The sequence below is a fragment of the Tissierella pigra genome (assembly GCF_009695605.1).
Lineage (GTDB): Bacteria > Bacillota > Clostridia > Tissierellales > Tissierellaceae > Tissierella > Tissierella pigra.
The window spans coordinates 14,167-36,089 of the sequence record NZ_VUNQ01000036.1 but is presented as its reverse complement, the minus strand read 5'-3'; the positions used below and the strand labels follow the sequence as shown (position 1 = coordinate 36,089).

The window sequence follows — 21,923 nt, the reverse complement described above, 5'->3', positions numbered from 1 at the left end:
TAGTTTTCGTCTGGTGACGATAGCAAGATGGACACACCTGTACCCATACCGAACACAGAAGTTAAGCATCTTAACGCCGATGGTACTTGGTTGGAAACGACCTGGGAGAGTAGGAAGTTGCCAGGCTACATATATATATAGAAGGCTCTATTACGTTGGTCGTAGTAGGGCTTTCTTTTTTTTATGCTTATATTCTTACAAACTGGGTAATAAATATTAAGGTAACTTATAAAAAAGGGGTGTAAGTAATAATGAAAAGTGTAAAATATTTGATTATTGGCAATGGAATAGCAGGACTTGCAGCTGCGAAGGAAATAAGAAATAATGATTTAGATAGTACTATTACAATGGTTAGTAGTGAAGGAATGAATACTTATTATAGAGTAAAACTTACAGAATATATTGCTAAAGATTTCATTGATGAAGAATTACTAGTTAGTAAAGATTCCTGGTATAAGGAAAAAAATATAGAAGTTATTCTTAGTAAGATTATAGAAAATATAGATATAGAAAACAATAAAATAAGATTAGATGATGGTCAAGAAATAAGCTATGAAAAGCTACTTATAGCAACAGGCAGCAGACCATTCATACCACCTATAAATGGAAAATATAAAGAAGGTGTATTTGCTTTAAGAACAATAAAAGATTTATATGAAATGAAGGAATATTTAAAACCTTTAAGAGATGTATCAGTAATAGGTGGTGGACTTCTAGGTCTTGAGGCAGCATGGTCATTAAAACAATTAGGAAAGGAAGTAAATATAATTGAATTTGCTCCCTATTTATTGCCTAGGCAATTAGATAAAGAAATAGCTGATAAATTAGAGAAGAAATTGTTAGATAATGGATTCAAATTATATCTTGATTCTCAAGCAGAAGAAATCCTTGGTGAAGGAAAGGTTGATGGAATAAGGTTAAAAGATGGAAGGGAAATTGAGTCCCATGCTATTGTAGTGTCTTCAGGAATTAGACCAAATCTAGATATAGTTAGAGATACTAATATAGAGTATGATAAAGGTATAAAAGTAGGGAAGGATTTAAAAACTAATATAGACAATATTTACGCTGCAGGAGATGTAGTTGAAATAGATGGTATGGTACTTGGGTTATGGACTGCTGGAAATGAACAAGGTAAAATAGCAGGCGCAAATATGACAGACAAAGATTTAAAATATAATCAACCTAAGATATTTACAACTTTGCAAATAGGAGATATAAAGCTTTTTTCTGCAGGAGTTATAAATGATTTTGATAAAGTATATGTATATAAAGATGAAGAAAAGGATATATATCATAAGATATTTACTAAAGATAAAAAGATTATTGGAGTAATTTTATTTGGAGATTTAAAAGAAATAAATGCTCTCAGAAATGCAGTAATAGCAAATATGGAAATAGATGAATATATTAAAAGAGATAATAGATTTATTTAGTTTCTAATACCATAAAATTGGAGGTATAATTATGGATATTCAATTCTTTGGTGCAGCAAAAATGGTTACAGGTTCTAACTATCTTGTAAAAACTGAACGATATAATATACTAGTTGATTGTGGGATGTTTCAAGGAAATGAGGAAATGGAAAGACTAAATTATGATGACTTTCCATACAATCCAGCTGATATAGACTTTTTAATTTTGACTCATGCTCATATAGATCATAGTGGAAGGATTCCTAAGCTAGTAAAGGAAGGTTTTAGAGGTAGAATAATTGCTACAAATGCAACTTATGATTTGTGTAAGATAATGTTAAGAGATAGTGCAAAGATACAAGAATCAGATATAGAATGGGAAAATAGGAAAAGACAAAGAGCAGGAAAAAAACCTATAGAACCTTTGTATACTATGAAAGATGCAGAAAATAGTCTAAAGTATTTTGAACCCTATTTTATAGACCAAAGAATAAAGATCAATGATAATATTCAAATTAGATTTAAAGATGCTGGGCATATATTAGGATCTGCAATATTAGAATTATGGATAAAGGAAGCTAATGAGGAAGTAAAGGTGGTATTTTCAGGAGACTTAGGAATGCCAAATAGACCTATTATAAATAATCCTGATTATATAGATGAGGCAGACTACTTAGTTATAGAATCTACCTATGGGAATAAAATTCATGCGAGCTATAGTGAAAGTACTCAAAATTTAATAGATATAATTAATAAAACTGTATTAAGAGGAGGTACTGTTATTATTCCTTCTTTTGCAGTGGGAAGAACCCAAGAACTTATATACCAACTAAATAAATATTATGAATACAATTCTGAAGTGGAAGAATATATGAAAATTCCTATTTATGTTGATAGTCCTATGGCAGTGGAAACTACAGAAGCTTTTAAGAGGAATTCAAGCAGTTTTAATGAAGAGGCAAGAGAACTTATATTACGTGGAGATAACCCTTTTGAATTTAAAAATCTAAGATATATAAAAACTCAAGAGGAGTCCATGGCATTAAATAAATTTGAATTTCCCAAAGTTATAATATCTTCAAGTGGAATGGCTACAGCAGGAAGAGTAAGGCATCATTTAAAACATAATCTATGGGATAATAGAAATAGTTTAGTTTTTGTGGGCTATCAAGCTCAAGGAACACTGGGAAGAATACTTTTAGATGGTAAGAAAAAAGTAAAGATACTTGGAGAGGAAATTGATGTAAAAGCTGAGATTTATGATTTGGAAGGATTTTCAGGTCATGCAGATCAAAAGATATTACTTGATTGGCTAAATAATTTTAAGATTAAACCAAAAAAAATATTTATTGTTCATGGTGAAGAAGAAGCATCTGTAGCTCTTTCAAACCTTATTAAACATCTATATAGAATAGAAACTATAATTCCTAATATTGGAGATAGCTTTAATATAGCTAAAAATGATGTTGAATTAACTAAAGGAATAGAATTAACCCCTATTATGTTAAGAGAGGATATTGAAAATGAGTTTAAAACAGCATATAATCAATTTGAGGCACTAATAGACAAATCAGGAAGGTTATTAGACTCTAAAGTATTAGCCACTAATTATGATGAAATTAAAAATCAATTAATAGATTTACAACATACATTAATGGAGTTAAATATTATTATAGGAAAATAAAAATTATATACCGCAGGAGGAATATATGAAATATTTAGTGAACAATTCAAATGATCCAAGATATAATTTAGCTTTTGAGGAATATTGTTTTAAAAGTTTAGATTTAAAGGAAGACTATGTAATTCTTTGGATAAATGGACCTGCTATTATTGTAGGGAAGAATCAAAATACAATAGAAGAAGTAAACCAAGATTATGTAGATGAAAATGGTATAAAGGTAGTTAGAAGAGTAACTGGTGGAGGGGCTGTATATCATGATCTTGGGAATCTTAATTTCAGTATAATCAGTATGTCTACTGGTGCTGAAAAAATTGATTTTAAAAAGTATAATATACCGATAGTTAAATCCTTAGAAAAATTAGGTATTAACTGTGAATTATCTGGTAGAAATGATATAACTATAGATGAGAAAAAATTCTCAGGTATTGCTCAATCAGTATGGAAACAAAGGGTTTTAAACCATGGGACACTATTATTTGATACAGAATTAGATGTATTGTCAAAAGCCTTAAATGTAAAACAAGATAAAATCGAATCTAAAGGGGTAAAATCAGTAAAAAGCAGAGTTACTAATATAAAACCTTATTTGGAAGAAGATATAGATATATTTAAATTTAGAGATGTATTACTAAAAAATATATTTGCAATGGAAGGCTTAGAACCAGAAGAATATAAACTATCCCAAGAAGACTTAGATAATATCCAAAAACTATTTGAAGAAAAGTATTCAACTTGGGAATGGAACTATGGAGAATCACCAAAATCCAATTATAAAAATTATAAAAGATTTCCATTTGGAAGTATTGATATTAGATTTAATGTAGTAAATGGACTCATAGAGGAAATTAAAATCTATGGTGATTTTTTCGGTACAGAAGATGTGAAACTACTTGAAGATAAATTAAATAAAGTAAGATATGATAAAAAAGAAGTACAAAATGTAATAAAAGATCAACCTCTGCAAAAATATTTTGGAAATATTTCTGAGGAAGAATTTATAAATCTTATGTTTCAATAAAAAAATCCCTAAATGCTTAAAAGTATTTAGGGATTTTTTATGAGTTTTAAGATTATCTATATTTTTAATAATTTAATAGAAACTTTTCTTACAATAATTGGAATAGTTGTAAAATTCATGCTATAATATAGCAAATAAACTAAAAAAAAGAGGTGATAGTTTGAAAAAAATTAATTTTCCATTATATCTTGGGATAATTTTATTGATTATATTATTCCTTATATCTTTATTTCCTGAAAAGTTTACAGACAAGGATCCTAATTATGAAAGCAATATTAGAACTTATACTATAGTAGAGAATGGAAAGGAAGTAAGCAAGGTAGACATGCCCCCATGGAGGCCTAATGAAGATAATATAATGGGTACAGATGAATTTGGTAGAGATATTTATACCCGTATAGTCTATGGAGCAAGTATAACACTAAAAACAGCTTTATTAATTGTTCTATTTAGAGTTTTAGTAGCTTTACCTATTGGAATTATGGCAGGTATTGGGAGTAAATTAGCTTCAACAATTATTAGATTTTTTAACACTACATTTACAGCAATTCCTATTTTACTCATAAGTTTTTTTGTTTTTAATATTGATTATTTTACTAAACAACCCTTGGATAAATCCATCATTACATTTACCATAATACTAACATTTCTAGGATGGGGAAAGTTAGCTAAACAGGTGGAAGAAAAAGCAAGTAAAATCATGAAAGAGGAATTTATTGAAGGTGAAATAGCAATAGGTAAAAGTATAACACAAATTGCTATTCAAAATATGGTACCCCATTTAGTACCTTCCCTTATAAGTATTGTTTTCATAGAAGTAGGTTTAGTTGTTTTTCTATTGGCTCAACTAAGTATATTGGGAGTATTTGTAGGACCAAGGGCTAAACTTATTAAATTTGAAGGTGCTACTCCTATAGAATATGGTGTGAATCCAGAATGGGGTGCAATGCTGTCTAGAATTGTAATTAATAATAGAATAGGTAGATATTGGATAGGATTATATCCAGCCCTTGCTTTTGCAGTGGGAGTATTGGCATTTAACTTAACAGGAGAGGGCCTAAGAATAGAATTTGAAAAGAGAACATCAAGGGTTGCATCAACTATAAGACGATTTGGATTTATTTTTTCCCCTAAGATATATTTCCAGCAATTACATAGATTTAAAGAATATTATAAACCTGCAATTATAAAAACTCTATGTATTATTTTAGTACTGACTTACATTCTAATGCCACCACCAAAAAGTTTATATGAGTTTAAAGCGGATTTAGCCATAGAGCATTTAGAAGAGTTAATAAAACCAGAGTACGAAGGTAGATTAACCGGTTCTGAGGGTAATTATTTAGCAGGGGAATACATAATAAATAAATTAAAGGAATATGGTCTTGAGCCTTATGATGGAGAAAACTACACCCAATTATTTCCCATGGGAGATTCAGGTGTTAGATTAATTATGGAGCAAGCAAATATACAACTAACTACTAGTGATGGAAACATTAGTCACTATGAAATAGGAAAGGATTTTCTTTTCGTTTCCTTTTGTTTTAATTTTGATGAAAATGTAATCTTTGAAGATGATGATTTTATTACATTAAAAGGAATATCAGCACCAGGAGAAAGGCTGAAAGAAGTGAAACTTTCTGATGATATAAAAAAAATAATATCTGTAAAATCAAAGGATAATTACGATGAAATTATAAGAGATTCACTTTGGTATTATGGTTCAACACCAGATATTAATTTTGTTACTTTAGAAGGAGTTGATGAACTTCCAAATCAAATGCCTGTATATAGTGGAAAGAATTATAATATAATTCCTAAGGGCGAATTAGCTGAAAAACTAAAATCAGATATTTGTGAAGTTGAAATAAAAACTAAGACTCCTGCTAAACCTGCTCATGAAGGAAGAAATATTTTTGCTATTTTACCAGGGAAGAATTGGGACAAGGAGGATTCAAGTAATAATAAAAAAGATATAATCATAGTTGGATCATCTTATGATGGAGTAGGGGTATTTGAAGAAAGAATATCTGCCATGAGGGCATCTAATATTGCGATAAATTTAGAAATTGCTAGGGTACTATCACAGATGGAAGAAAAACTTGATAAAACCATAGTCTTTGCTTTTTGGGATGGAAATTCTTCTTTTAATTCTGGAAGCAGGTATTATAACCACAATAGAATATTTACACAGAACTTTTATAAGATATATTATTTTGATATAGGACTAGCAACTAATGAAGAAAAAATCAATATTGCCTTTGATTCTCCTTTGGCATTTCAGGTGGAGACTTATGATATGATGAACAATATATCCAAATGGCTAAAAAAGAAAAAAATAGACTATGAATTTAAAAATTCAAGTTCATCTTCATATTATAATATAGGAAGTAATCTATCTCTAAAGTTATCAGCAGATTCTCCTTATAGTAGATATATTGACTCAGATAAAGATACAGTAGAGAGTATTAATAAAAAACAGTTAATAAATATGGGACAATACTTCATAGATTTAATAACTATAAATGAGAATTTTAAATAGGATTTAAATGTAAGGAGGAGAAAGATGTATAGAAAAATTGGATTTAAGCTCATAGTAAGTATTTCAATGTTGATTTTCATTTGTTTCATGGTAATAGTAATGGCAAATATTCCCTTAGATTTAGATTTTGCTGAAGTTGAGGGGAAAATCATCAGTAACTTAAATAAAGAAATATATAAAGAAGATATATGGAATTCAATTAAACTTTTAACATCAGGGAAATTTTTGAAACATAAGGTATTGGGAAAAAGTGGTGATGTAGGAGAAATCATAAAGATTGCCATGGGAAGAAGTATGAGGATCTTTTTCATGGCAACTATATTATCCCTTATAATTGGTATTCCCAAAGGAATATTTGACAGTAGAAGGAAGAAAAAACAATCTACTTTTAAACTACTACAGACTTTAATTCCATTATCAGTTCCAGATGTATTAACCATAAGTTTAGTACAACTTGCTGCACTTTATTTATATACAAATGAAATATCAATACTTGGTATGAAACCTATTATGCACATAGGATATGAACACTGGAGCCAATCCATATATCCTACTATAGCATTAGCATTAGTACCAGCAGCATATATTGCAAGAATAACAGCCTCATCAATAGAAGTAGTATATGATAGAGATTATATATTAGCAGCTAGAGGAAAGGGAGCTTCAGAGTCACGAATTATACTAAACCATATAATGAGAAATATAATTACCGACTTAATTGGTTCTTTTCCAACTATTGCTTCAATAATGTTTTCGTCTTTATTTATTGTGGAACGTATTTTTTACTTTCCAGGATTAGCCTTTGAAATGTTAAATATTTATAGTAGACCAGCTGCTGATGGCAGCAGTACAGTAGCATTTCTAGGTCTTGCAGTGATCTTAGCCATTGTTTATTTTGCTTTATATACTATTTTAGATATTACAAGGCAAGTTTTGATTCCAAGACTTAAAAATTAATATTTAAAAAATCATAAGGGAGGTAAGAAATGAGTTTATTAGATGTACGGGATTTAAAAACATACTTTTATATAGATAATGAAGTTATACCTGCTGTAGATGGCGTTAATTTTAATATAAATAAAGGAGAAATAGTAGCATTAGTAGGAGAATCAGGAAGTGGAAAATCTGTTACATCCCTTTCTATTATGGGATTGATTAAAGAACCAGGAAAAATAGTAAATGGAGAAATTATATTTAATAAAGAGGATTTATTAAGTAAAAAAGAAAGAGAAATGCGAAGAATCAGAGGGAAGGATATTGCTATGATTTACCAAGATCCTATGTCCTCATTGAATCCATATATTAGGGTTGGCAATCAGATTGCAGAGACACTTATTATACATAAGAAAATCTCCAAAGCTGATGCAAAAAAAGAAGCTATAAAGATGATGGAGCTAGTAGGTATACCAGATGCAGACAAGCGTTATAAAGACTATCCATCACAATTTAGTGGAGGTATGAGACAAAGAATCATGATTGCTATGGCAATTGCATGTGAACCAAAGCTACTTATTGCAGATGAGCCTACAACTGCATTGGATGTAACTGTACAGGCAGAAATCCTAGATTTACTTCGTAGATTAATGAAAGATAATGGCATGTCTATTTTACTAATTACTCATGATTTAGGGGTTGTAGCTGAGATAGCAGATAGAGTTTGTATTATGTATTGCGGAAAGATAATGGAGCAAAGCAGCAAGATTAGTTTATTTAAGAATCCATTAAATCCATATACAAGAGGATTGATACAATGTATCCCAAGAACTGATGATAAGGCAGAGGTTTTATATACCATAGGAGGAAATGTACCATATCCAACGGATTTTCCAAAAGGATGTCGCTTTTCAACTAGATGCCCAGATGTTATGGAAAAATGTAAGAAGGAAATACCAGCCCTTGCAGATATAGGAGAAAGACATTTAGTTCGTTGCTTTTTATATGAAAATAGTGAGGTAAAGAAATATGACGATAATTGATGTAGTTGACTTAAAGAAATATTTTACGTTAAGCACTCCAATTTTAGAAATGGAAACTGGAGTTGTAAAGGCAGTAAATGGTATAAGTTTCCATATTAATCACGGTGAAACACTTGGGTTAGTAGGAGAATCGGGAAGTGGAAAAACTACTACAGGAAAGTTAATACTCAGACTTCTAAAGCCTACAGCTGGAAAGATATTATTAGAAGGTAGAGATATATCAAAAATTAGTGATAGAGAATTTAGAGCTATTAGAAAAGATTTGCAAGTAGTATTTCAAAATCCTTATGCTTCTCTTGATCCTAAAATGACTATACAGGATATATTAACTCAACCATTGACAATACATAAGATAGTTCAGCCATTGGAATATAGCAAGGAAGTAGTAAGGTTATTAAATCTAGTGGGATTATCTAAAAAAGATGCAAATAGGTTTCCCCATGAATTTAGTGGTGGACAACGTCAAAGAATTGGGATTGCAAGAGCTATATCTACTAAGCCTAAGTTTATTGTATGTGATGAACCTGTGTCTGCTTTAGATGTTTCCATACAATCTCAAATTTTAAATTTAATGATGGATTTACAGAGAGAATTTAAGTTATCATATTTATTTATTGCCCATGGGCTTAATGTAATAAAACATGTAAGTAATAGAGTAGCTGTTATGTACTTAGGTAAAATAGTTGAGGTAGGTAATGCAGAAACAATTTTTAATACACCAAAACATCCTTATACCAAAGCTTTAATATCTGCTTCACCTATACCAGATCCAGATATCAAAAGAGAAAGAATAATATTAAAAGATGAAATTCCAAGTCCTATTAATATTCCAACAGGATGTACATTCCACACTAGATGTGCTGAATGTATGGATATATGTAGATCAAATGAGCCAGAGCTCCAAGGGCTAGATGAACACCAGATTGCCTGTCATTTAGTAAATTTTTAAAAAATAAATACCAAAAATCTCCAAATGTTGAAAATACATTTGGAGATTTTTCAATATATAGGTTCTTATTCTAAAGAAACTATAACATAATGAATAATATAGTGGGCAAATTAAAAAGGATAATAATTTTTTAAAATCAAATAATTTTTAGAGGAGGTTGCAATGAATATACTAACTAGAAAGAAATTAGAAGATTTAATAAATAAAGAAGAAAAGTTATGTGTATCAATGTATTTTCCTACCTTTCGTATGGGTGTTGACATTAAACAAAATCCAATAAGATTTAAACAAAGAATAAGAGATGCAGAAGATAAATTATTTAATATGGGATTAGAAAAAGATGAAGTTAAAGATATTTTAAAATCTGCCAGTGATTTAATAGATGAAACGGTATTTTGGCAAAATCAAACTGAAGGATTAGCTGTATTTCTAACTTCAGAAAATATAAATTATTATCATCTTCCATTTGAAGTAGAAGAACAAACAATAGTGTCAAATAAATTTTATACAAAGCCATTATTTCCTTTATTTACAGGAGATGGGCAATATCTTATATTGGCTTTAAGCAAAAATGAAATGAGATTGTTTAAGGCTTCAAGGCAAATGGTTAAAGAAATTAGGATGGAAGAAGCACCACGAAGTATTCATGATATGGAAGTAGATAATGATCCAAGAACCAATTTAACGATTAAAACTGCAAATCCACAAGGTGGTACAAGTGAATTAGTATACAATAGTGTAACACAGGGACAAGGAAATGAAAATGATTTTGAAAGAAATGAACTCATAAGGTATTTTAGAGCAATAGATGAACCTTTAAATAAGTTATATAAAGGAGATGAAATACCTTTAGTACTAGCAGGTGTAGAGTATTTAATTCCCATATATAAAGAAATAAGTAACTATCCCAATATATTAGATGAATTCATAAAAGGAAATCCTGAAATATTATATGGAGATGATTTACAAAAAATGGCCTGGACTCTTATAGAGCCTAAATTTTTAAAGATACAAGAATTAGCAGAGGAAAAATATAGACAATATTCTGGTCAAGGAAATAAGCTTTTTTCAGATTCTTTAAGGAAAATATTATCTCAGGCATATAATGGGCAAGTGGAAACATTATTTATTGCTAAGGGAGCAACTCAATGGGGTAATTTTGACCCAGAAACTAATAAAATAGAATTTCACGAAGAACAAAAAATAAAAAATCAAGATTTAATGGAACTAGTAGCTACTTTAACTATAACAAGAGGTGGGACTGTATATGCAGTAGATGAAGATAAAATGCCTAATGGAAAAACTATAGCAGCAGTATTAAGGTACTAATAATAAAAAAGTAAAACTTTCTTATGGGTTATAAAAAAATCCGAATAAATTTATTCGGATTTTTTATTTTAAAATACAGAAGAATTTGATTGACTTAATTCAATTATTTTTCCATCTATTTTATCTAGAAGACCTATCATTTTAATTGAAAAATCTTTTGCTTCTAGATATAGTTTCTTAGCAGTCGCTTCATCTTTTTCTTTTACTGCGGTTATAACCTTATCTCCTATACTGTGGAAACTATGGTGAATGTTATCTATTGATTCCCATTCATCTTTAATTTCGAGATGTTCTATTTTAATTGAATGATAAAAATGTCCAAATGCACATTTTTTTGAGTTGGTTTGTAAAGGATAAAGGTGCATTTCTGTTACAATTTGGTTAAGAACATCTAACCATTTTAAATGAGCAATTTTGGCGTTTTTTATAATGTTTTGTATCTCTTGGTTTGTAAGGCCGTGAACTCCACCTTTTAACCCTTGAAACATGGTAGATACAATCGTAGAAAGTTGATTATCAATTTGAGATAATTGTTTTGCAAATTCTACAGTTTGTATTGCATCATTATGGATACTATGAGTCATATGAGTAAGTCTTTCAGAATCTGTAGTAGATGCTTCCATAGCTTGATTTATTTCATCTGTTGCATATTTTACACTTTCCATAGATTTATGAATATTATCTACATCTACTGACACCGTTTTAAGCATTTCTATATCCTCGGTGACTATATCATAGACAAGTTCTATTTTTTCATTCATTTCCTCTGTAGATTTTAAAGTACGATTTAAACTATCATTTCCTTCATGGGCTGCTCCATGTATATTATTTACAAACTCTCTCATTCCATTAAGCTGCTCTTTTGTATTATCAGCCAAGTTTCTAATTTCATGAGCTACAACTGCAAAACCTCTTCCATGTTCACCAGCTCTAGCGGCTTCTATAGCTGCATTTAATGCTAATAAATTAGTTTGTTCTGCTATAGATTGTACACTATCTACTATTTTACCTACTTCTGTGGCTAAGTTAACTAGTTGATGTATTTTTTCACTCATAATTCCAGTATCTTCTATAACATTATCCTTTAAAGCCTGTACTTCTTTAAGTAAGTCCATACTATGATTGTTTTTACTAGCTAATAATTCAGAGTCAGCTGATAAACTCTCCAAAGTTTTTGAAGTATTTATAACAGACTCATTTACTTGATTCATACTTGCAGTTGTTTCTTCTACCATGGCTAAATTGGATTCACTTAAAGTGGACATTTCATGTGCAAAATCCGTTAATTGATTTGAAATATGTTTCATCCCTACATCGAAACTACTTAATGCAGTAAGTATATGAAGTATTTCTTTAGTTGACTCAGACATTTTATTTTCATTATCTAATAATTTTTGAAAGTATTCAAATACTTGAATATGTATAGGATATTTAACATTTGGTTTTTCTACCAATATTCCGTTTAGGGAATCTTCTACATATTTAACTATACATGATGCTTCATCACATGGGGGTTTTGAAAATCTTTTAAACAAGAAAATCACCTCTTAAATTAGTTATAAGGCAAATATTCAATATTAGAATCTTATATAAAATAAATTATAATACTAAATATTTGTTGTTGAAAATTATTACATTAATAATATATAACTTAAAGCTAAAAAAGTCCATGCTTTTTATTGATATAAATTGGATTCATAATTTTATTTAATAGAAATGTGTTAATGATTCCTAGATAAGGTTTTGTTTGAAAGGATTAGTACCTTCTGATACTATAATATTGTAAAGATTTTTAATTTAAACTATATATTGGAGGGGTGTTTATGAGATTACCAGAAAAATTCAACTTTGCAAATTTACCAACAAAAATCGAAAAGCTAAGTCGACTAAGTGAAGAATTAGGTAAAGAAATCTATATAAAGAGAGATGACCAAACAGGAGGTGAAATATCAGGAAATAAAATTAGAAAATTGGAGTATGCTGTTAGAGAAGCCATAGATAATGGTTGTAATTATCTAATTACCTGTGGTGGCATACAATCAAATCATGCTAGAGCTACAGCGGCAGTAGCTAGAAAACTAGGTATGGAAGTATATCTTGTACTGAGGGGTAATCAGGATTCAGAACTGGAAGGAAACTATTTTTTAGATAAAATATTGGGAGCAAAGATAAAATTAGTTGCTCCAGAAGAATTTAATTCTCATATAGAAAACATTATGGAAAATATAAAAAAGGAACTAGAAAAAGAAGGATATAAGCCATATATAATTCCCATGGGAGCTTCCAATGGAGTAGGATCTCTAGGCTACTGTGCAGCAGTGGAAGAAATATTGTCCCAAGAAAAAGAATTAGGTATAAAATTTGATGCCATTGTTAGTACTGTTGGTTCAGGTGGTACTTATGCAGGATTATACTATGGAAACTATATAAAAGATAATAATGCAGTAGTTTATGGAATAAATATCTGTGATGATGCAGAATACTTCAAAAACATAGTATTAAAATTATTTAAAGGAATCTCCATATATACAGGAGAGGAAATTCATGTAGACAAAAAAGATATAGATATTTTAGATGGATATATTGGAAGTGGATATGCTCTAAGTAATGAAAATGAAATAGAATTTATTCATAAATTAGCAAAATTAGAAGGTTTAATTTTAGATCCTGTATATACTGGAAAGGCTATGTATGGCCTAGTAGAGGAAATAAAAAAGGGAACATTTGATAATCATAAGAATATATTATTTATCCACACTGGAGGTATATTTGGATGGAATAGTGTTGCAAGAAGTATGGTGAAATAATATTAAAATATAAAAATATCAAGAAATAAAGAAAATAACTGTTGACATATATTTATATATCTAATATAATTAGTTTAATTTAAAATTAAGACTTATCAAGAGTGGTGGAGGGAAAGGCCCTATGAAACCCAGCAACCAGTATTAAATACAATGGTGCTAAATCCTACGGCATTGGCTGAGAGATAAGATTACGATAATTTTACCTCTTTTTAGCTAAAGAGGTTTTTTTATTGCAGATAAGTATAATTTTAAAAATCAACAATTAAATATTCTTATCAAGAGAGGTGGAGGGAAAGGCCCTAAGAAACCTCGGCAACCTTCAGATCAGTCTGAAAAGGTGCCAAATCCTACCCAAAGTGTAAGTTACTATGGGAAGATGAGAAGATAATGTTTATATAGAATATAAATGTAACCTCTTTTCATCTAATATAAAAAATTAGGAAAGGAGGTTTTTTTATATAGAAGCTTTATTTATTATTATGCAACAAATAAATTTAAAACAATAAAGGGGAGATTATAATGAGTGAAATAAAATATAAATTTGATACATTACAAGTACATGCAGGACAAGAAATCGATAAGACAACTAATTCTAGAGCTGTTCCCATATATCAGACTACATCTTATGTATTTAATAGTGTTGAACATGGAGCAAATCTCTTTTCTCTAAAGGAAGAAGGAAATATTTATACAAGAATGAGCAATCCAACCACAGATGTTTTTGAAAAAAGAGTGGCAGCATTAGAAGGAGGAGTTGGAGCATTGGCTGTTAGTTCTGGAGCAGCTGCAATTACTTATGCAATCTTAAACATTGCTGGTGCTGGAGATGAAATAGTATCTGCAAGTACTCTCTATGGAGGCACTTATGCTTTGTTTTCTACAACATTACCTAAATATGGAGTAAATACAGTATTCGTAGACTCAGATGAAGTAGAAAACTTTAGAAATGCTATAAATGAAAAGACTAAGGCAATTTTCATAGAAAGTATAGGTAATCCTGGAATAAATATAATTGATATTGAGGCTGTAGCTAAGATTGCACATGAAAATAATATACCTTTAATTATCGATAATACATTTGGTACACCATATCTTATAAGGCCCATAGAATTTGGAGCAGATATTGTAGTTCATTCTGCAACTAAATTCATTGGAGGACATGGTACTTCAATAGGAGGAATAATAGTAGATTCTGGTAAATTTAATTGGTTAGATAATCCTAAGTTTAAAGATTTTAATACACCTGATCCAAGCTATAATGGTCTAGTATATGCCAAAGATATAGGACCAGAGGCTTATATAGTAAAAGCTAGAGTACAACTTTTAAGAGATACTGGAGCAGCAATAAGTCCTTTTAATTCTTTTTTATTTCTACAAGGTCTTGAAACCTTATCATTGAGAGTTGAAAGACATGTATATAATGCAAAGAGAATAGCTGAATATTTAAACAATCATCCTTTAGTTTCTTGGGTAAACTATCCTAGTTTAGATGGAAATAAGTATAATAATCTTGCTAAAAAATATTTTCCCAAAGGAGTAGGCTCTATATTTACATTTGGAATAAAGGGTGGGATTGAAGAAGGAAAAAAATTTATAGAATCATTAGGAATATTTTCAAATCTTGCCAATGTGGCAGACACTAAATCTCTTGTTATTCATCCAGCTAGTACTACACATTCACAATTAAACGAAAAAGAAATGTTAAAAGCAGGTGTTACTCCAGATTTAATAAGATTATCAATAGGTATAGAAGATATAGATGATTTAATAGAAGATATTGCTCAAGCCCTTGAAAAGACTATAAATTAGAAGAACAAATTATATGTAAATTGCTGTAATCTAAAGAGATTAAGCAATTTACATATATAATGTATAATTAAATATTCTAAAGATATATAGGAGGTAATATGAAAATAAAACAATTATTTAAAGATAAAAAATTAGTTTTTTCTTTTGAGATATTTCCCCCAAAGCCTGATTATCCAGTGGAAACTATATATGATACCATAGAAGAACTAAGTGTGTTAAATCCAGACTATATAAGTGTTACATACGGGGCAGGCGGAAGTGTTAATAATAATAGAACTTGTCAGTTATCACATTTTATTAAAAGTAGATATGGAATTGAATCCTTAGCTCATTTAACTTGTATAGGTTCAAGTAAAGAGTATATAGATTCCATAATTCGAGAACTAAGAGATAAAGATATATATAATATATTAGCCCTTAGAGGCGATATTGGTAACATAGGAATAGGAGAGTTTAATAATTCTCAAGAACTTATACAATATATAAAAGAAAGTGGAAATTTAGGAATAGCTGCTGCTTGTTATCCAGAAGGACATATAGAGAGTAAAAAGGACGTTGATAAAGACATTAGGGTGCTAAAATTAAAGGAAGAAGCTGGGGCTGATTATTTTATTTCGCAACTTTTCTTTGATAATTCATACTTTTATGATTTTCTAGATAAAGCAAAACAAAAAGGAATTAAGGGTCCAATACAAGCAGGTGTTATGCCAGTAATAAATAAAAAGCAAATTGAAAGAGTAGTTTCATTATGTGGTGCTAAACTTCCAAATAAATTTCTTAGGATTATGAACAAATATGAATATGATAAACTTGCACTAAGAGATGCTGGAATAGCTTTTGCTCTAGAACAAATAGTTGATTTAGCTTCTTTTGGAGTAGATGGAATACATCTATATACTATGAATAATCCTTATATAGCCAAAAATATATCTAAGAATATAGAATTTATATTAAGTTCAATCAATAGAAAAAGTGTAATTTAATATAAGATACTTAAAGGCTAATAGATAATATACTAATTAAGTTTTTAAATTTATAATGTAAAGAGGTCATTTATTATGATTGATACTTTAAAGAATAAAGCTGAAATTCTAAGATATTTAGGACATGGAAATCAAGAAATAGATAGTATAACAGATAGACTAATAGATGAGTCTATATATGAAATAAATTGTTTAAAGAAAGAAAAAAGTATTTATAATTTTTTTCATATACAAAGATGGAATGGAGAAATTAGATTAGATAATAGTAATCTAAGATTAAGAGGAAATGATATAAAAAAACATTTAAATAAGTCTGAAATTTGTATATTGATGGCTGTGACTTTAGGTCATGATGTGGATACTAGAATAAGATATTATGAAAAGATAGATATGACCAAGGCTTTAATATTGGATACTTGTGCTACTGTTGCTATTGAAGAGGTATGTGATAGATTATGTAAAGAAATATCTAATGTTCTTGTTAAAGATAATAGAAAATTAACATTAAGATATAGTCCAGGTTATGGAGATTTGCCAATAGAAATTCAAAAAGAATTTTTAGGAGTATTAGGGGCTGAAAAAGTAATAGGATTAACGGCTTCAACTAATAGTATATTAATACCTAGAAAATCAGTTACGGCAATAGCTGGAGTAATAAGCACAGATATAGAAGTTGAAGAAAATAGTTGTTTAAATTGTAATAAATATAGCATATGTAATTTTAGTAAGGGAGATGCTAGCTGTGGGAGTTAGAGATTATTTAGAGGAAGGAATTATAGTATTTGATGGGGCTATGGGTACTATTTTACAAGATAAAGGATTAAAGATAGGAGAGATACCAGAGAAATTAAATATTGAATCACCTGAAATAATAGTTGAAACACATAAGAAATATATAGAATCAGGTTCAAAAATTATAACTACCAATACCTTCGGAGCTAACGAATTGAAACTTAAAAATAGCGGATATACTGTTGAGGAAATAATCCATGGGGCAGTTAAAAATGTAAAAAAAGCCATTGGAACAAAGAATGTATATATAGCTTTAGATATAGGACCTATTGGAGAACTATTAGAACCTATGGGAACATTGAAATTTGAAGAGGCTTATAATATTTTTAAGAATCAAATTATTCAAGGTGTAAAAAACGGAGTAGACTTAATATTAATAGAAACTATGACAGATCTATATGAAGCAAAGGCTGCCATATTAGCTGCTAAAGAAAATTCAAATTTGCCAGTATTTTGTACGATGAGCTTTGAAAAAGATAAAAGAACATTTACAGGATGTAGTATTTTGTCTATGGTTATGGTGTTACAAGGATTAGGCGTAGATGCTTTAGGAGTTAATTGTTCATTAGGTCCTAAAGAATTAGAACCTATAGTAGAGGAAATATTAAAGATTTCTAAAGTGCCAGTTATGGTTCAAGCGAATGCAGGATTACCATCTATAGTTAATGGAAAGACAATTTTTAATATTTCTCCAGAAGAATTTGCTTTATATGGAAGAAGGTTTGTAGAAAAGGGTGTACGAATAATAGGCGGATGTTGTGGAACAACAGATAAGCATATAAAGAGTTTGGTCAATGGATTAGACAATGTTTTAGTAAAAGAAATAAAATATTGTCCCATAAACTGTATATGTACTCCTACAAATTCAGTGATAATTAATGGAGTAAAGGTAATAGGTGAAAGAATAAACCCAACAGGGAAAAAAGCTTTTAAAGATGCTTTAGTTAAAGGGAATATAGATTATATATTAAAAGAAGCCATAGTTCAAGTGGAATCGGGTTCAGATATTTTAGATGTAAATGTAGGATTGCCAGAAATAGATGAAGAGGAAACTATGGTTAAAGTTATTAAAGAAATACAGGGGGTATTGAATATTCCTCTTCAAATTGATTCCACTAATCCTAAAGTCATTGAAAAAGGATTGAGAATATATAATGGAAAAGCAATAGTGAATTCAGTAAATGGTGAAGATAAAAGTCTAGATAGCATCCTTCCCATAGTAAAAAAATATGGTGCTTCTGTAATAGGTCTTACATTAGATGAAAGAGGAATTCCACCAACTGCACTTGAAAGATTTAAAATTGCAGAAAAAATTGTAAAAAGAGCAAAGGAATATAATATATCTGAGGAGGATATTTATATAGATTGTTTAACATTAACTGCTGCAGCACAGCAAGAAGGAGTTAAAGAAACATTAAAAGCTATTGAGATGGTAAAGGGCAGGTTGAAGGTAAAAACTGTATTAGGTGTATCTAACGTATCTTTTGGACTTCCAAACCGTGAATTACTAAATAAGACATTTTTGGCAGCCAGTATATATGCAGGTTTGGATTTAGCCATAATAAATCCAATGAATAAAGAAATGATGGATACTATAATATCATCCAGAGTACTGTGGGATGAAGATAAGGGAGCAAAAGAATATATTAATTCCTTTGAAAGTATAGAAGACAAAAGTAATTCAAAAGACACTCAGGATATTAAAGAGGATTTATTTAATATAATTTTGAAGGGAATAAAAGAGGAAGCTAAAGATGCAACTAGAAGGTTACTTACTTATAAAGAGCCTTTAAATATAGTTAATGAATATATAATTCCTGCACTAGATTTAATTGGAGAAAGATATGAAAATGGAGATATATTTCTTCCCCAATTAATACGTTCAGCAGAAACTGTAAAGAATTCTTTTGAAATCATAAAAGAAGATTTAAGTATAGATTCAAAAGAACAAATTTCCAAAGGGAAGATAATATTGGCTACTGTAAAAGGAGATATTCATGATATTGGCAAAAACATAGTGAAGGTTTTATTGGAAAATTATAATTATGAAATTATAGATTTGGGAAAAGATGTACCTAAGGAAAAGATAGTGAAAGAAGCAATAAAAAATGATGTTAAATTAATAGGGCTAAGTGCTTTAATGACTACAACGGTTAAAAATATGGAAGATACTATTAAGGACTTGAAGGAGGAAAACCCAGAGTTTGTAGTTATGGTAGGAGGAGCTGTATTAAATCATGACTATGCCAATATGATAAACGCAGATTTCTATGCTAAAGATGCAAGGGAGGCCGTGAATATAGCGAGAAAAGTATTAGGATAAAATTAAAGATATAATAAAAAATGATTTAATAATAAAAAGGAGCTTTTATAAGCTTCTTTTTTTATGTGATTTTTAAATTACCATAGTAACATTTCATTATAGAATCTATTTATATATTGAAAGGTGAAAAAGTCGACTAAAGTAATCTTTAAAAAACAAAAAATAATAGGAGGTTTTATTTATGGCAAAAGTATTTTTAGATGCAGGGCATGGAGGACATGATCCAGGGGCATTAGGTAATGGATTGAGAGAAAAGGATATAGCATTATCAGTAACATTAAAGATAGGTAATATCTTAAAAAATCATGGAGTAAATGTAGGGTATTCTAGGACTACAGATGTATTCTTAGAATTAGCAGATAGGGCTACAAAAGCAAATAGTTTTGGTGCAAATGTATTTGTATCAGTTCATTGTAATTCTTTCACTGATTCATCAGCAAAAGGAGTTGAGACTTATAGTTATCCAGAAAGTACAACAGGTGCTAACTTATCAAAATCTATACAAAATAATATAATATCAAGTGGTGTATATACAGCAAATAGAGGAACAAAGACAGCAAACTTTGCAGTTCTAAGACTAACTAATATGCCAGCAGCTTTAGTAGAGTTAGGGTTTATATCTAATGCACAGGATGCTAATATATTAAAAAATAGACAAGATGAATTAGCAGTAGCAGTATCTAAGGGAATATTAAATTATCTTGGAATCCCATATAAAGATGGTGGTTCTGGTTCAACCCTTTATAGAGTACAGGTAGGAGCATTCTCAGTAAGAGCAAATGCTGATAATCTTGCCAATGAACTTAAAGGAAAAGGATATAGCCCAATAGTAGTTACAGTAGGAGGATTATATAAAGTACAAGTAGGGGCATTTAGTGTTAGAGCCAATGCAGAGGCTTTAGTAAAAGAACTTAAATCTAAGGGATATGAGGCAATGATAGTAACAGCCTAATGAAAACAAAGGCTAGGGAAAACCAAGGCACTGAAAAAGTTTTAGTAGAATAGAACAAAAGGCATAACTCCTACAACTATAGTTGTAGGAGTTATGCCTTTTGTTGTAAAACATAGAATATACTAATTAATGAAGGTAATTGTAATACTAAAAGAACAAATGAAAATGCTTTTAAATACAAAAAGATAAATGAAATAATTTGATTTTTCATTTGTTTATGATGAATTGGTATGTTTGAATGGAATAATTTTGCAAGAAGTATGGTAAACCAGTAAGATTATAATGTTAGGGTGTTATCAAATTTATCTATAGTGGTAGGTTATTCCATAGATAGAATTAATTGGACAATACTCTTCTTGGGATATAAACTTTATTAAGGTAATTATTAATATAACAATTATGGGAGGGTATTATGAAGAAGAAAATTGCGTTTTTATTGATTACGATACTGCTATTTGTATCTTTAGTTGGATGTGGAGATAGTGGAGTTAGTTCAACAGTAGAAGATAATAAATTTAAAGCACAAATGACCTTTAACGGTTCATCTACTTTAGCACCTGTAATATCAGCTATAGCAACAGAGTTTATTGAGTCAAATACTACATGGAACAATGTAGATTCTAGTTTTCCAGAAGAAAATATATCTATATATGTATCAGCAGGTGGGTCAGGTGCTGGAGCTAAATCAGTAATAGAAGGAACTAGTGATTTTGGTATGTTAGCTAGAGAAGTAAAAGGTGAAGAAAAAGAAAAGATAGGAGATATAAAGGAATTTGTCTTAGGTATAGATGCTTTAACAATTTCCATAAATCCAGAAAATCCATTAGTGAAACTAAAGGACAGTTTAAGTACTGAAGAAATAATGAAAATATTCTCAGGAGAATATAAGTATTGGAATGATTTAGATGAAAGCCTTGAGCATAAAGAAATTGTAGTCGTTATTAGAGATTTAGGTGGCGGAGCACATGAAGTATTTCAAAAAAGCATAATGGGAGATGTACAAGTAAGAGAAGATGCAATTCAATCTCCATCAATGGGTGCTTTAGTTACAAAAATTATTGAAAATAAAGACGCTATTGGTTATGCTTCATATGGTATGGTAAATCAAAATCAAGGGAAACTTATACCTTTGAAAGTAGATGGAATAGAACCAACAGAAGAAAATATAGTTAATGGATCATATAAGGTATCAAGACCTCTTATTGCAATAAAAAAAGGGGAGTTAACACAAGAACAGCAAGCATTTATGAACTTCGTTTTATCAGATGAAGGGTCACAAATGATTGAGAATATGGGGTTTGTACCAGCAAATTAGAATTAGGGGCTATAAAGCCCCTATTTTTT

General features: G+C 29.7%; 16 protein-coding genes, 1 rRNA gene and 2 riboswitches. Of the genes, 16 read left to right on the top strand and 1 reads right to left on the bottom strand.

Annotation, left to right across the window (positions count from 1 at the left end):
* Positions 1-9: 9 nt before the first annotated feature.
* The 9 genes from rrf to FYJ83_RS14155 all read left to right on the top strand — a co-directional run bounded on the left by rrf (position 10) and on the right by FYJ83_RS14155 (position 10,913).
* Positions 10-126: ribosomal RNA gene (rrf, locus tag FYJ83_RS14195) — 5S ribosomal RNA — on the top strand.
* 125 nt (positions 127-251) lie between these two features.
* The gene (locus FYJ83_RS14190; RefSeq protein ID WP_154441579.1) at positions 252-1,436 is read left to right on the top strand and encodes an NAD(P)/FAD-dependent oxidoreductase; all 1,185 of its coding nucleotides are present in this window, start codon (positions 252-254) and stop codon (positions 1,434-1,436) included.
* Between the two features lie 31 nt (positions 1,437-1,467).
* The gene (locus FYJ83_RS14185; RefSeq protein ID WP_154441577.1) at positions 1,468-3,099 is read left to right on the top strand and encodes an MBL fold metallo-hydrolase RNA specificity domain-containing protein; all 1,632 of its coding nucleotides are present in this window, start codon (positions 1,468-1,470) and stop codon (positions 3,097-3,099) included.
* A 25-nt stretch (positions 3,100-3,124) separates the two neighbouring features.
* Positions 3,125-4,117, top strand: a complete 993-nt coding sequence (locus FYJ83_RS14180; protein WP_154441575.1) for a lipoate--protein ligase — start codon at positions 3,125-3,127, stop codon at positions 4,115-4,117.
* A gap of 160 nt (positions 4,118-4,277) precedes the next feature.
* Positions 4,278-6,659, top strand: a complete 2,382-nt coding sequence (locus FYJ83_RS14175; RefSeq protein WP_154441573.1) for an ABC transporter permease subunit — start codon at positions 4,278-4,280, stop codon at positions 6,657-6,659.
* 24 nt (positions 6,660-6,683) lie between these two features.
* Positions 6,684-7,616 (top strand): ABC transporter permease subunit, encoded by a 933-nt coding sequence (locus tag FYJ83_RS14170; RefSeq protein ID WP_154441571.1) that lies wholly within the window; start codon positions 6,684-6,686, stop codon positions 7,614-7,616.
* A gap of 29 nt (positions 7,617-7,645) precedes the next feature.
* Entirely contained in the window at positions 7,646-8,635 is a 990-nt protein-coding gene (locus FYJ83_RS14165; protein WP_154441569.1) for an ABC transporter ATP-binding protein, read from the top strand.
* Positions 8,622-9,584, top strand: a complete 963-nt coding sequence (locus tag FYJ83_RS14160; protein ID WP_154441567.1) for an ABC transporter ATP-binding protein — start codon at positions 8,622-8,624, stop codon at positions 9,582-9,584. Before FYJ83_RS14165 ends, FYJ83_RS14160 begins: the two co-directional genes overlap by 14 nt.
* A 162-nt stretch (positions 9,585-9,746) precedes the next feature.
* Positions 9,747-10,913 carry a baeRF6 domain-containing protein gene (locus FYJ83_RS14155; RefSeq protein WP_154441565.1) on the top strand — a complete coding sequence of 389 codons (1,167 nt, stop codon included), beginning with the start codon at positions 9,747-9,749 and terminating at the stop codon, positions 10,911-10,913.
* A gap of 68 nt (positions 10,914-10,981) precedes the next feature.
* Here FYJ83_RS14155 and FYJ83_RS14150 read toward each other — a convergent pair whose 3' ends face one another.
* Positions 10,982-12,448 (bottom strand): methyl-accepting chemotaxis protein, encoded by a 1,467-nt coding sequence (locus FYJ83_RS14150; RefSeq protein WP_154441563.1) that lies wholly within the window; start codon positions 12,446-12,448, stop codon positions 10,982-10,984.
* 288 nt (positions 12,449-12,736) lie between these two features.
* Between FYJ83_RS14150 and FYJ83_RS14145 the strand changes: the two genes are divergently transcribed.
* From FYJ83_RS14145 to FYJ83_RS14115, 7 genes are all read left to right on the top strand, one after another.
* Positions 12,737-13,720: a D-cysteine desulfhydrase family protein gene (locus FYJ83_RS14145; protein WP_154441561.1), complete on the top strand. Its 984-nt coding sequence runs from the start codon at positions 12,737-12,739 to the stop codon at positions 13,718-13,720.
* 89 nt (positions 13,721-13,809) lie between these two features.
* A riboswitch (SAM riboswitch) is annotated at positions 13,810-13,909 on the top strand.
* Positions 13,910-13,989: 80 nt separating this feature from the next.
* A riboswitch (SAM riboswitch) is annotated at positions 13,990-14,103 on the top strand.
* A gap of 136 nt (positions 14,104-14,239) precedes the next feature.
* Positions 14,240-15,529, top strand: a complete 1,290-nt coding sequence (locus tag FYJ83_RS14140; RefSeq protein ID WP_154441559.1) for a homocysteine synthase — start codon at positions 14,240-14,242, stop codon at positions 15,527-15,529.
* Positions 15,530-15,627: 98 nt separating this feature from the next.
* Complete coding sequence (locus FYJ83_RS14135) at positions 15,628-16,512, top strand: methylenetetrahydrofolate reductase (protein WP_154441557.1); 885 nt, start codon at positions 15,628-15,630, stop codon at positions 16,510-16,512.
* Positions 16,513-16,587: 75 nt separating this feature from the next.
* Positions 16,588-17,265: a methionine synthase gene (locus FYJ83_RS14130; protein ID WP_154441555.1), complete on the top strand. Its 678-nt coding sequence runs from the start codon at positions 16,588-16,590 to the stop codon at positions 17,263-17,265.
* Complete coding sequence (locus FYJ83_RS14125) at positions 17,246-19,627, top strand: homocysteine S-methyltransferase family protein (protein WP_154441553.1); 2,382 nt, start codon at positions 17,246-17,248, stop codon at positions 19,625-19,627. The genes FYJ83_RS14130 and FYJ83_RS14125 overlap by 20 nt, the downstream gene beginning before the upstream one ends.
* A gap of 181 nt (positions 19,628-19,808) precedes the next feature.
* A complete protein-coding gene (locus FYJ83_RS14120; protein WP_154441551.1) occupies positions 19,809-20,579 on the top strand; it encodes an N-acetylmuramoyl-L-alanine amidase in 771 nt (256 codons plus the stop codon).
* Between the two features lie 412 nt (positions 20,580-20,991).
* Positions 20,992-21,894, top strand: coding sequence for a phosphate ABC transporter substrate-binding protein (locus FYJ83_RS14115; RefSeq protein WP_154441549.1), 903 nt, complete (start codon positions 20,992-20,994; stop codon positions 21,892-21,894).
* Positions 21,895-21,923 lie beyond the last annotated feature (29 nt).

What these genes read in the sequence shown, in the direction of transcription:
- FYJ83_RS14140 (WP_154441559.1), top strand. Translation starts at nt 14,240, where the DNA reads ATGAGTGAAATAAAATATAAATTTGATACATTACAAGTACATGCAGGA.
- FYJ83_RS14130 (WP_154441555.1), top strand. Translation starts at nt 16,588, where the DNA reads ATGATTGATACTTTAAAGAATAAAGCTGAAATTCTAAGATATTTAGGA.
- FYJ83_RS14115 (WP_154441549.1), top strand. Translation starts at nt 20,992, where the DNA reads ATGAAGAAGAAAATTGCGTTTTTATTGATTACGATACTGCTATTTGTA.
- FYJ83_RS14160 (WP_154441567.1), top strand. Translation starts at nt 8,622, where the DNA reads ATGACGATAATTGATGTAGTTGACTTAAAGAAATATTTTACGTTAAGC.
- FYJ83_RS14180 (WP_154441575.1), top strand. Translation starts at nt 3,125, where the DNA reads ATGAAATATTTAGTGAACAATTCAAATGATCCAAGATATAATTTAGCT.
- FYJ83_RS14135 (WP_154441557.1), top strand. Translation starts at nt 15,628, where the DNA reads ATGAAAATAAAACAATTATTTAAAGATAAAAAATTAGTTTTTTCTTTT.
- FYJ83_RS14170 (WP_154441571.1), top strand. Translation starts at nt 6,684, where the DNA reads ATGTATAGAAAAATTGGATTTAAGCTCATAGTAAGTATTTCAATGTTG.
- FYJ83_RS14145 (WP_154441561.1), top strand. Translation starts at nt 12,737, where the DNA reads ATGAGATTACCAGAAAAATTCAACTTTGCAAATTTACCAACAAAAATC.
- FYJ83_RS14120 (WP_154441551.1), top strand. Translation starts at nt 19,809, where the DNA reads ATGGCAAAAGTATTTTTAGATGCAGGGCATGGAGGACATGATCCAGGG.
- FYJ83_RS14190 (WP_154441579.1), top strand. Translation starts at nt 252, where the DNA reads ATGAAAAGTGTAAAATATTTGATTATTGGCAATGGAATAGCAGGACTT.
- FYJ83_RS14125 (WP_154441553.1), top strand. Translation starts at nt 17,246, where the DNA reads ATGCTAGCTGTGGGAGTTAGAGATTATTTAGAGGAAGGAATTATAGTA.
- FYJ83_RS14165 (WP_154441569.1), top strand. Translation starts at nt 7,646, where the DNA reads ATGAGTTTATTAGATGTACGGGATTTAAAAACATACTTTTATATAGAT.
- FYJ83_RS14185 (WP_154441577.1), top strand. Translation starts at nt 1,468, where the DNA reads ATGGATATTCAATTCTTTGGTGCAGCAAAAATGGTTACAGGTTCTAAC.
- FYJ83_RS14155 (WP_154441565.1), top strand. Translation starts at nt 9,747, where the DNA reads ATGAATATACTAACTAGAAAGAAATTAGAAGATTTAATAAATAAAGAA.